Consider the following 11647-nt stretch of genomic DNA (forward strand, 5'->3'; position numbering starts at 1 on the left):
CAGATCGTCCACGAGTGGAGATCATCTACCCCACCTCAACGATCTACCAAGTGAGACACGCTCTGAGCCCTTGATCGAATTCCATTAACGAGTTCGCTGAAGGTATTTCACGTGGCGAGCAGTCCGTTCTCGTGTCAGGTAGGTGAATGCCAGGGTCGACAGAAATTCGGCGGGCCAGATGATGTGAACGTACATTGCCATGTTTCGTCGACTCTCTCCTCCTCGGCCAGTCACCGGAAGAACTGCCGCAAACTCTAGTGTTTGTTGAGCGCGGTGGAAGCCGACCGGGTCTCGGTCATGCACACCTGAAACGACTTGATGTGGGCCTTGGTGACGTTCGTGGGTCGTCGGCGGCGTCGTCCGCGTCGGGGGAGTACTCCGCGAGATACCGCGCCGGCCGCGCGGCGGCGAGCAGGTAGTTGTAGTGGGTGGTCTCCGGGTAGTTCGCCGCTCGCAGATGGCGGCCCCAGTCCCGGAGCAGTCCGGCCCAGGTCATCGCCAGCCCGGCGGTGAGCCGGTCCAAGTCAGCAGGGGCATTCCTTACCTCGCCGAGTCAAGGAGTCCATGAGCGCCGTGCTTGACTCCGAAGGGCGGGCGAAGATCAAAAAAGGGGAGGGTTGAGGGTCCTCACAGGCTCTGACCTGCGAGGACCCTCCGGCTGGTCGGGACGACAGGATTTGAACCTGCGACCCCTTGACCCCGCTTTCAAGAACCATCCCAGAACCAGTCAAGAACTCCCTGCCATCGTCGATCAGGCGATTAACGGATGGCCCGGCGGGGAAAACCTCCTTCCCCAGATCAGATCTTCGTTGAACCGCCACGAGCCGGGAGGGCGGCTCCGAGCTGAGGGAGGGATGGGGTGACAGGCTTGACCACCTCGACGATGGTGATTCTGGAAGGCGGCCCGAGAGATCTGCCAAAGCGCGTCGTTCCGGGCCCGATTCTGGACGGCAGGCTGAAGATCCAGTTCCGTGGTGGCTACGAGCATTTCGAGGCGACGGACCATCGCAGGGAGACGCCGTTCGGGGTTCTCACCGTCTACGAGTGGACGTTGCGGACGGAGATGGCCGAGTAGGACGCGACGTTGGGACGGAGGATCGCCGTGAGGAGTTCGGACCGCACGTTGTTCACCAGTGAGTCGGTGACTGGAGGTGCAGGTGGCCTACGCGATCGGCAAGGCCGCGCCAGTGGGGTTGTTCGTGGAGACGTTCGGGACCGAGACGGTGGACCCGGCCAAGAGCCAGGCTGCCATCTCGGAGGTGTTCGACCTGCGTCCGGCGGCGATCATCCGGGACCTGGACCTGCCATGGGAACGCACCGACCGCGCTGACGCGTGGCGCAGCGGGCGGGTAGCTCCTCAGGCCCGCGCCAACGACACGACGACATGACCCAACTCGATCCAAGAATGTATCGGGAGACGAGGTAGCGGATGGTGACCACGGCGGGGACCACACCTGACTCCGGCGACAGGCGGTACGGCTCGGCGTTCCGTGTACCCCTGACTGACCAGGACCAGTGGTTCCTCTACGCGCCCTCCCTGCTGGGGATCCAGTTCGAGGTACGGGTGGCGGGTCGCCTGTGCCCGGAGCGGCTCCGGAAGGCGATCGTCGCCGTGACGCGACGCCATCCCCTGGCACGGGCCCGCCTCGTCCCCGGCTCCGCCCTGACCACGCGGCACCAGTGGGAGATTCCCGCGGAGGCCGGCCCTCCCCGCGTGGACGTCGTGGAGTGCGGGGGAGACGCCGCGCGGGTCGACGGGGTGCGGGTGGCCCGCTACGCCGACACGCCGTCGGTCCACGCGTCTCCTCCGTTCGCCCTGACGCTGGCCCACCGGGACGGCGGCGATCACCTCATGCTCAACCTTCCGCACGCCGTGGCCGACGGAATCAGTGCCTACCTTCTGGTTCGCGCCATCCTGTCCGCCTATCACGAGGCCGCGGACCCGGGCCCTCTCGTCACCACGTTCGACGCTCCCAGGCCCCAGGCACGCCGGACCTCCGGCCGCTGGCCGAACCAGGGATACCGGGCGCGGAAAGGCGTGCCGGTGGCGACGAATCCTGCGGGAGCGCGGAGCGGGGACCCCGACCACGGAGTGGGAATCGAGCTGGTTCGGATCGGGCGGGAGGAGACCCGCGCGCTCCTGGCCCGTCGTCGGCAGCCCACGTCGCTCAACGACGTTCTCGCGGCGGCACTGGTCGTGACCATCCGGCACTGGAACGCCGATCACGGTGGCGCCATGGGGCAGGTCAGCCTCATGGTGGCGGTCAACGCTCGGCCGCAAGACCAGAAGTACGAGGGGATTGGCAACCTCGCGACCGGTGCTGTCCTTTCGCTACCAGCGACGGTGCCGGCGTCCATGGAGCCAATGACGAAGGCGGTGACCGACCAGATGCGGCCGGTCAAGGAGAACCGTTTCGGGAGATCACCACTGGAGCCGTCCGGTGCCGTGGCGATGTTCCCCTCTGCTCTGAAGAAGGCGGTGACACCCCTGGGAATGTTATGGTTCGGACCTCCAACAGGCCTCCTTTCCAACCTCGGCACCCTGGACTGGCCCGATTTCGGGTCCGCTGCCTGTGCGGTCCGGGAGGCCTGGTTCTCACCGCCCCTCGACCCCTGGTCAGTCTGTCTCGGAGCGGCGTCGTCCTACGAGGAACTGTTCTTGGCTTTTCGGTACGACCGGGCGCGAATGGGTCCCGCCACCGCGGCGGCGTTCGCTGCCCTGTACCGCGAAGTGCTTACAGGTCCACAGTAAAGTTGTTGTGTTACAAGAAGAAAGGGCAACAGGTGCGCGCTCCTGTGCGATAACACCGAGTTGGTTCCATGGGTGGGCCAAGTTCCGCACGCCAGAGTGCGTGACAACGGCGGGCGCGCTCGGATGCGGCACGTTCCAGTCCTCATTTGAGGCTGGCGAACGCTCGGAAACGGTGACGAACGGCAGGTGTGGCGAGGGTTCCGGCCTACGCACACCTCGCTCAGCAACCGTGTGAGATGTGGAGTGAATGATGGGTGAACCCCAGACGGACGTGATGGGGCGGGACAACTCGCGGGACGAGGCGATCGTGGTCGTCGGGCTGTTCCGTCGCCTGTCCGGGGAGCCCGACGCTCGTGCTGGTGTCCCCTTCGACGCGAGCGTCATCGGTCTCTCACCGGAGGAGGCTGCGCGGCTGGGCCCGCAGCGGCGCCTCCTGTTGGAACTGGCGTGGGGGGCGCTCGAAGACGCAGGTACTCCGCCTCGTTCACTCGAAGGCACCCCGTGCGGTGTCTTCGTGGGCCCCAGCGACCACGGCCACGAGTCAGTCGCGAACTGGTTGTCCCACGCCTTGGCTCTCCACGGACCAAGCCTGACACTCGACACAGCTCGTTCCTCGGCACTCACGGCGATCCGCGAAGCGTGCCAGAAGATCCGTGCGGGGGAGTGTGTTCTCGCGCTCGCCGGTGTGGTCGGTCGCGAACCCGACCCACAGGCCCACGAGCATGTGGGGGATGAGGGTGGCGGCATTGTCGTCCTCAAGGGCTTGTCCCAGGCCGTCGCCGACGGAAACCGGATCTACTACACGATCCGGGGTACAACGCTGAAGGGTGACGCGTCGGATTCCCTGATCGAGTACGAGTTTCTTCGTTGCGCTCTCGACCAGTCCGGGACGGGACCCGGCCTCGGCGACCTGTGGCCGGGGGAGATTGGCCAGAACTCGCGGAGGGCTCTGCCCTTGGTGCCGCTGGTGTTCTCCGCGGACGACGTCACGACACTTCGGGCCCAGGCATCCAGTCTGACTGAGCTGGTGGCCTGTGAGTCTGCCCCCGAACCAGTCGACATCGGCTTCTCCCTGGCCACGGTGGACACCGAACTGCCGCACCGCGCGGTCGTCCTTGGCCAGGACAGCCGGTCGCTCGAGTCGGGCCTTACCGCTCTTGTTGCGGGTCGCGCAGCACCGCATGTTCTTCGCGGGACGGCTTTCCCACAACGGAACCTGGTGTTCGTGTTTCCGGGGCACGGATCCCAGTGGGTTGGTCTCGGACGACAGCTGTGGGAGACGTCAGCTGTGTTCCGGAGAAGCATCCAGGACTGCGCCGATGCCCTGGCCCCACACGTGAACTGGTCGCTCGTGGACGCCATCCGGGGTCGAGGTCCGGAGTCCGGCCTCGACCGGGTCGACGTGATCCAACCCGTGCTGTGGGCGGCGATGGTGTCGTTGGCCGAACTGTGGCGTTCCGTCGGGGTTCACCCCGACACGGTGCTCGGGCACTGCATCGGCGAGGTCGCGGCGGCGACCGTCGCCGGCGGCTTGTCCGTGGATGACGCCGCGCGGGTGATCGCGCTCCGTTCGCGGCTGGTGGCTCGACGCCTCGCCGGCACCGGCGGTGTCGCCGTGGTCTCGGCTCCGGCGGAGTGGGTCGAGAACCTGCTGGGCCGATGGCCGGGTCAGGTGTGGTTGGCGGGGATGAACGGCCCGTCGTCGGTCCTTGTCTCCGGCACGGCCGAGGCCGTTGCGGAGGTGCTGGCCCACTGCCGGCGGGAGGAGATCCGTGCCAGGCGGGTCGCGATGGACTACGCCTCGCACTCTCCACACGTCGAGGCGATCGCCAACGACGTCGCCGAGGGGCTTGCGGCCATCACACCCCGCCAGTCGGCAGTGCCGTTCTTCTCCTCCATGAGGGGTGCGTACGTCAACACCGCGACCCTCGATGCGGACTACTGGCACAACGAACGCGAGCCGGTGCTGTTCTACCAGTCAGTGCGAGAGTTGCTGGCCGCTGGGCACCGCGCGTTCGTCGAGGTGAGCCCGCATCCCCTGTTGACCGGTGGTGTGATCGACACCGCCGAGGAAATGGGTGTTGACGCCGTCGTCCTGGCCACCCTGCGCCGCGATGAGGGCTCAGTCGGCAGTTTCCTCTCCTCGGCGGCGGAAGCGTACGTCCGCGGTGTGCCCGTCCGTTGGTCTTCGCTCTTCACGGAACATCAGCCGCGCCGGGTCCGGCTGCCCTCGCAGTCGGTCCGAGAGGAGCGGTACCGGCCCACACCGGAGAACGACCTCGCCACCCTCGCGCCCGACGCGCTCCTAGAGCTGGTGCGCACGGAGGTCGCCATGGTCCTCGGCCAAACCGGGCCCGCGGACATCACACCGTCGACCACCTTCACCGAACTCGGGTTCGACTCGGCCCGGGCAGTGGAACTGCGACGGCGCCTGAGCGAGGTCCTGGGCCTGTCCCTGCCCACGACGCTGGTGTTCGACCACCCCACTCCGTCCGCGGTGGCGGAACACCTGGCTGACCGCCTCCGGGGTTCCGGTGACGGGAACGAGCGGACGCCCCCAGCTTCCCCGAGCGCCGACGAGCCGATCGCGATTGTCGCGATGAGCTGCCGTCTCCCCGGTGGGGCTTGCTCGCCGGAGGAGATGTGGCGGCTCGTCGCGAACGCCGAGGACACCATCGCCGCGTTCCCGACCGATCGCGGCTGGTGCGTCGAGGACGTGGACGTTCCCTGCGAGGGTGGCTTCCTGAACGACGCGGCCGAGTTCGACGCGGAGCTATTCAAGGTCAGCCCACGTGAGGCGGTCGCGATGGACCCGCAGCAGCGGCTGGTCCTGGAGGCGTCGTGGGAGGTGCTCGAACGGGCCGGGTTCGACCCCACCTCGGTGCGCGGTTCCCGCACCGGCGTGTTCGTGGGCGCCATGAGCCAGGACTATGGGCCGCGCCTGGGTGAGGGCTCCGACGACGTCCGGGGCCTCCTGCTGACCGGGAACAGCCCGAGCGTGATCTCGGGCCGGGTGGCCTACACCTTCGGCCTGGAAGGCCCCGCCGTCACGGTGGACACGGCGTGTTCGTCATCACTGGTGGCGCTGTACCTGGCCGCGCAGGCGCTGCGGAACGGCGAGTGCGACCTAGCCCTGGCCGGCGGAGTGACCGTGATGGCCACGCCGGGCATGTTCGTCGAGTTCGCCCGTCAGGGCGGGCTGGCGCGGGATGGTCGGTGCAAGGCGTTCGCCGCGGCCGCGGACGGCACGAGCTGGGCCGAAGCCGTGGGCGTGGTGTTGGTGGAGCGGTTGTCCGATGCCCGTCGTCACGGGCACGAGGTGTTGGCGGTCATCCGTGGTTCGGCGGTGAACCAGGACGGGGCGTCCAACGGCCTGACCGCCCCGAACGGCCCGGCGCAGCAGCGGGTGATCCGCCAGGCACTCGCCAACGCCGGCCTGACCCCCTCCGACGTGGACGTGGTCGAGGCGCACGGCACCGGAACCACGCTGGGTGATCCCATCGAGGCGCAGGCGATCCTGGCGACCTACGGCCAGGGCCGCGCCGTCGACGATCCGCTGTGGTTGGGGTCCTTGAAGTCGAACATCGGCCACACCCAGGCCGCCGCGGGCGTCATGGGTGTGATCAAGATGGTGTTGGCGATGCGGCATGGCCTCCTGCCACGGACGTTGCACGTGGACGTGCCGACCCCCCATGTCGACTGGTCATCGGGCGCGGTCCAGCTGCTGACCGAGGCGCGCCGTTGGCCGGAGAAGGGACGTCCCCGCCGCGCCGGGGTGTCGTCGTTCGGCATCAGCGGCACCAACGCCCACCTCATCCTGGAACAGTCCGCACCCACCCTCCCGCCACCGGATGAGGACGCCCCCTCGTCCGCAGGCGTGTCCGACGGGCCTGTCGTCGAGGAGACGACGCCGACACCCGTGGTGCCGTGGCTGCTCTCAGCCAGAAGCGCGGCGGCCCTGCGGTCCCAGGCCACGCGGCTCCGGGAACACCTCGACGCCCACCCCGACCTGTCGACCCTGCATGTCGCCTACTCACTGGCGACCACCCGCGCCACGTTGGAACATCGGGCGGCGATTGTCGACCGGGGCCGGGAGTCCCTGCTCGACAGCGTCACAGCGCTGGCCGAGGGCCGCGAGGTTCCCGGCCTCGTCGAGGGCGCGGTGGCGAAGCCCGGCCGGACGGTGTTCGTGTTCCCAGGCCAGGGCTCGCAGTGGGCGGGAATGGCCCAGGACCTGTGGGAGTCCTGGCCGGTCTTCGCTGCGGCGATGCGGTCCTGCGCCGAGGCACTGGAGCCGTACGTGGACTGGTCGCTACGGGACGTGGTGTTCGCCCTGGCCGACGACCCCCGCTGGGGCCGTGTGGACGTCGTGCAGCCCGTGCTGTGGGCGGTGATGGTCTCGCTCGCGCAGCTGTGGCGCTCCCACGGCGTGGAGCCCGCCGCCGTGGTCGGGCACTCCCAGGGCGAGGTCGCCGCGGCGTGCGTCGCTGGCGCCCTGTCCCTGGCCGAGGGAGCCCAAGTTGTGGCGGTGCGGTCCCGGTTTGTGGCCCAGCGATTGTCGGGCGCCGGGGGCATGGTGTCGGTGGCGGCGCCCCTCGCCCGGGTCCACGAACTGCTCGACGCCTGGGCAGACCGACTCTTCGTCGCCGCCGTGAACGCCCCCTCGTCCGTCGTGGTCTCCGGTGAATCCACGGCACTGGACGAGCTCTTGGTCCGCTGCGAGGGCGAAGGGGTGTGGGCGCGCCGGATCGCCGTAGATTACCCCTCCCACACCCGACAGGTTGAGGCGTTGGCCACCGACCTCGTGGCAGCGTTGGGTGGGATCGCCCCGAAGGTTTCGTCGGTCACCTTCTACTCGACGGTGACTGGAGGCCCCCTCGACGCCACGGCCCTGGACACGCCGTACTGGTACCGGAACCTGCGCGAGACGGTCCGGTTCGAGCCTGCGGTTCGGGAACTGCTGGCTCGCGGGTATCGGACCTTCGTCGAGGTGTCCCCCCACCCGGTGCTGGTGACGGGCATTCAGGAGACGGCGGAGACCGCAGGGGTGGACGCCGTCGTACTCGCCTCGCTGCGACGCGACGATGGCGGACCCGAGCGGTTCCTAACGTCGTTGGCTGAGGCACACGTCCGCGGGGTCGAGGTCGACTGGCGCCCCGCACTCGCGGGCGGACGCAAAGTGGACCTGCCCACCTACGCCTTCCACCGTCGTCGCTTCTGGTTGGAGCGCGCCCAGAAAGGCGGCGACGTCGGCGCGGCCGGGCTCGACGGCGTCGACCACCCGCTCCTCGGGGCGGTGGTCCACCTTCCTGATGGTGAGGTGGTGCTGACCGGTCGGCTCTCGTTGGCCACGCACGCCTGGCTCGCTGACCACGCCGTCGGGGGCACAGCCATTCTGCCGGGGACGGCGTTCTTTGAGCTGGCAGTGCGGGCCGGCGACGAGGTGGGATGCGACCTGATCGAGGAGCTGACCCTTGAGTCGCCGATGATGATCGGTGACTCGGCGGTCCAGATTCAGGTCGCGGTCGGGGAACCGAATGACGCTGGCCGCAGGACCTTCACCATCTACTCGCGGTTGGAGGGTGACGACACCGCCTCGTGGATCGAGCACGCCACCGGTCTGGTCGCCCCGGGCACTGCTGGGGAGGGCGGGCTGCTGACCGTGTGGCCTCCCACCGCAGACGAGGTCGATCTCGCCGGGCTTTACGAGCGCCTCGGAGCCCGAGGCTACGGCTACGGCCCGGCGTTCCAGGGCCTGCGCCGGGTCTGGCGGCAGGACAACGACATCTACGCCGAGGTCACCCTCGCCGAGGAGCAGCACGGCGAAGCCGCAGCGTTCACCCTGCACCCCGCTCTGCTCGACGCCGCGCTGCACCCGCTGCTGCCCGGTGTTGTCGGTGACGACGGCCCCCTGGTGCTGCCGTTCGACTGGTCCCGGGCGCGGGTGTTCGCCAGCGAGGCGACGGTCCTGCGCGTGCGGATCACCCTGACCGGTGAGGGCGTCGCCGCTCTCACCGTCGCCGACGGCACCGGCGCCCCGGTCGCCGCGGTCGAGGCCCTGACCCTGCGCCCGCTCGCCGCCGAGGCGTTGCGCGCTCTCGGGGACACCAACGACGACGCGCTCCTGCACGTGCACTGGGTGTCCGTCCCCACCCCGGACGAGGCGACGGCCGCGCCGCTCGAGGTGGTCGAGCTGTCCACTCCGGCGGAGGGCGACATTCCCGCCGCCGTCCGCGCCGCCACCCGCGACGCGCTGCGGCTTGTCCAGGACCATCTCGCCGCGGGCACAGACACCACGCTGGTCGTGCTCACCCGGAACGCGGTCGCGGTGGATACCGGGGCACGGCAGCCGAACCTCGCCGCCGCTGCGGTGTGGGGCCTGGTGCGCAGCGCGCAGACCGAGCACCCCGGTCGGGTCATCCTCGTCGATATCGACGCCGACCCGTGCTCGCGGGAGGCGGTGGCCGCCGCCATCGCCACCGGCGAACCGCAGCTGGCGATCCGTAGGGGCGAGGTGTTCGCGCCGCGCCTGGACCTGGCCGCGAGGGGGCTGCTCACGCTGCCGTCTGACGAGGCGTGGCGGATAGGGTTGACCGCCCGCGGCACGCTCGACAACCTGGCCGTGCTGCCCAACCCGGAGGTCACCGCACCACTGGGGCCAGGCCAGGTGCGGATTGCGGTCCGCGCTGCGGGTATGAACTTCCGTGACGTGCTCATCGCCCTGGGCATGTACCCCGACGAGCAGGCGCTGCCCGGCGTCGAGGGTGCGGGTGTCGTGCTGGAAACCGGGCCCGATGTCGCCGACCTGGCTCCTGGCGACCGCGTATTCGGCTTGCTCACCGGCGGGTTCGCCCCGGTAACCATCACCGACCGGCGGCTGCTCGCCCCGATGCCGCCGCAGTGGACCTTCGCGCAGGCAGCGGCCGTGCCGGTGGTGTACCTGACGGCGTACTACGGGCTGGTTGACCTCGGTCGAGTCGCTCCCGGGGACAAGGTACTCGTCCACGCCGCCACCGGTGGCGTCGGCCTGGCTGCCTTACAGCTCGTGCGTCATCTCGGGGGTGAGGTGTTCGCGACGGCGAGCCCAGGCAAGTGGGATGTTCTGCGCCAGTGCGGCATCGACGACGACCACATCGCGTCGTCGCGGACGCTCGAGTTCGTCGATAAGTTCCGCGTGACGAGCGGAGGGCACGGTGTCGACCTGGTGCTCAACTCGCTGGCAATGGAGTTCCTCGACGGCTCGCTGCGGCTGCTCGCGTCCTCGGGGGCCCGGTTCGTGGAGATGGGTAAGAGAGATCTGCGCGACCCCGCGCAACTGGCTGCGGAGTACGGCACCGAGTACCACCCATTTGAGCTGATGGACGCCAACCCGGACCGAATTCAGGAAATGCTGCTGATGGTACTGGAGCTGTTTCGCAACGGAGTGCTCACCCTTCCGCCGATCACCACCTGGGATGTCCGGCGGGCCCCCGAGGCGTTCCGGTACCTGTCGCAGGCCCGGCATGTCGGCAAGCTCGTGCTGACCATCCCGACCCCGTCCGAGCACGGGACCGTGATCGTCACCGGCGGCACCGGTGGGCTCGGGGCGCTGGTCGCCCGCTACCTGGTCGAGACGCGCGGCGTGCGCAACCTGCTGCTTGTCAGCCGTCGTGGCCTGAACGCGCCGGCCGCCGCTGAGCTGCGTGCCGAACTGGCTGGGCTCGGCGCAAACGTCGACATCGTCGCCTGCGACGTCGCCAACCGTGCCGCGCTAGTTAGGGTGCTGGCGGACATTCCGGCCGACCGACCACTCACCGGTGTCATCCACACCGCGGGCGTGCTCGACGACGCCGTGGTGACCAACCTGACCGCCGAGCAGGTCGACACCGTGTTCTCGCCAAAGGTCGACGCGGCTTGGAACCTGCACGAGCTCACCGTCGATCTCAACCTGTCCACGTTCATCCTCTACTCGTCGTACGCGGGGGTGTTCGGGACCGCCGGCCAGGCCAACTACGCCGCCGCGAACGCCTTCCTCGACGCGCTCGCCCGGCACCGGCGGGCTCTGGGTCTCCCTGGCCTGTCCCTGGCCTGGGGGTTCTGGGCCGAATCGACCGGCATGACCGGCCATCTATCCGACGTCGATGTGCGTCGCATGGCCCGCGACGGGCTCGCCCCGCTGCCGTCGGCGCAGGGTATGACCCTGTTCGACCAGGCACCTGCAATGGCCTTGCCCACTGCCGTGCTTGCCCGGATCGACATCGCCGCCCTGCGTGGCCGCGGCGACGACCTGCCCGCGCTGCTGCGCGGCCTGGTGCGGACCCCGCCACGGCGGCGACCTGCCAGCTCCGACGTCGTGCCGAACAGCAGTTCGTTGGCACGCTGCCTGGCCGAGGCGCCTGCGGGCGACCGGGACCGGGTCCTGGCCGACGTGGTGCGCGGCGAGGTCGCCGCCGTCCTCGGACACGATATTCCCACCGCGGTGGGTCGTGACAGGGCGTTCAAGGAGCTGGGCTTCGACTCGCTCACCGCGATGGAGCTACGCAACCGGCTCAACGGCCTCACCGGGCTCCGGCTTGCCACCACGGTCGTCTTCGACTTCCCCACTCCCGGCGAGCTGGCCGAACACCTGCTCGAGCAGCTCGGCTTCGCCACGGAGCTTGCGGCTGACGGCGCCGCCGACCTGCTCAGTGACCTCGACCGGCTGCGCCGGCGGCTTAGCGCCGGTGGGCAGCGGCCCGACGACCTGGCCCGCATCGGCGTCCGCGTGCGAGAGCTGCTCGAGCTGTGTGACCCGGCGCGCCCCGATCCTGCCGGCGACGCCCCGCCCGCCGCGCTGCTGACGGACCTCGACACCGCCACCGACGAGGAGTTGTTCGCCCTCATCGATGAGCAGGGCTGAGGCCCGCTTGACCCCTG

4 protein-coding genes and 2 pseudogenes are annotated in these 11647 nt (G+C 69.2%); 5 read left to right on the forward strand and 1 reads right to left on the reverse strand.

Annotated elements, in window-relative coordinates; all coding sequences use genetic code 11:
* Positions 1–295 precede the first annotated feature (295 nt).
* Positions 296–523, reverse strand: a complete 228-nt coding sequence (locus IEY55_RS25485; protein WP_189061088.1) for a hypothetical protein — start codon at positions 521–523, stop codon at positions 296–298.
* Between the two features lie 336 nt (positions 524–859).
* On the opposite strand from IEY55_RS25485, the gene IEY55_RS25490 reads away from it, so the two are divergent.
* The 5 genes and pseudogenes from IEY55_RS25490 (at position 860) to IEY55_RS25505 (ending at position 11630) form a co-directional block, all read left to right on the forward strand.
* Positions 860–1075 carry a DUF5988 family protein gene (locus IEY55_RS25490; RefSeq protein WP_229686753.1) on the forward strand — a complete coding sequence of 72 codons (216 nt, stop codon included), beginning with the start codon at positions 860–862 and terminating at the stop codon, positions 1073–1075.
* Positions 1076–1145: 70 nt separating this feature from the next.
* Positions 1146–1388: pseudogene (locus IEY55_RS25495) on the forward strand (methionine adenosyltransferase domain-containing protein); the annotation flags it as partial.
* A gap of 41 nt (positions 1389–1429) precedes the next feature.
* Complete coding sequence (locus tag IEY55_RS25500; protein ID WP_229686754.1) at positions 1430–2752, forward strand: condensation domain-containing protein; 1323 nt, start codon at positions 1430–1432, stop codon at positions 2750–2752.
* Positions 2753–3026: 274 nt separating this feature from the next.
* A pseudogene (locus tag IEY55_RS33250) lies at positions 3027–4865 on the forward strand (acyltransferase domain-containing protein); the annotation flags it as partial.
* Positions 4866–4922: 57 nt separating this feature from the next.
* Positions 4923–11630 carry an SDR family NAD(P)-dependent oxidoreductase gene (locus IEY55_RS25505; protein WP_444543299.1) on the forward strand — a complete coding sequence of 2236 codons (6708 nt, stop codon included), beginning with the start codon at positions 4923–4925 and terminating at the stop codon, positions 11628–11630.
* Positions 11631–11647 lie beyond the last annotated feature (17 nt).

Origin of the sequence: Longimycelium tulufanense (genome assembly GCF_014645795.1) — a bacterium.
In the GTDB taxonomy this organism is placed as follows: Bacteria; Actinomycetota; Actinomycetes; order Mycobacteriales; family Pseudonocardiaceae; genus Longimycelium; species Longimycelium tulufanense.

Excerpts from the sequence above, each read along its gene's own strand:
- IEY55_RS25500 (WP_229686754.1), top strand. The coding sequence starts at position 1,430 with ATGGTGACCACGGCGGGGACCACACCTGACTCCGGCGACAGGCGGTAC.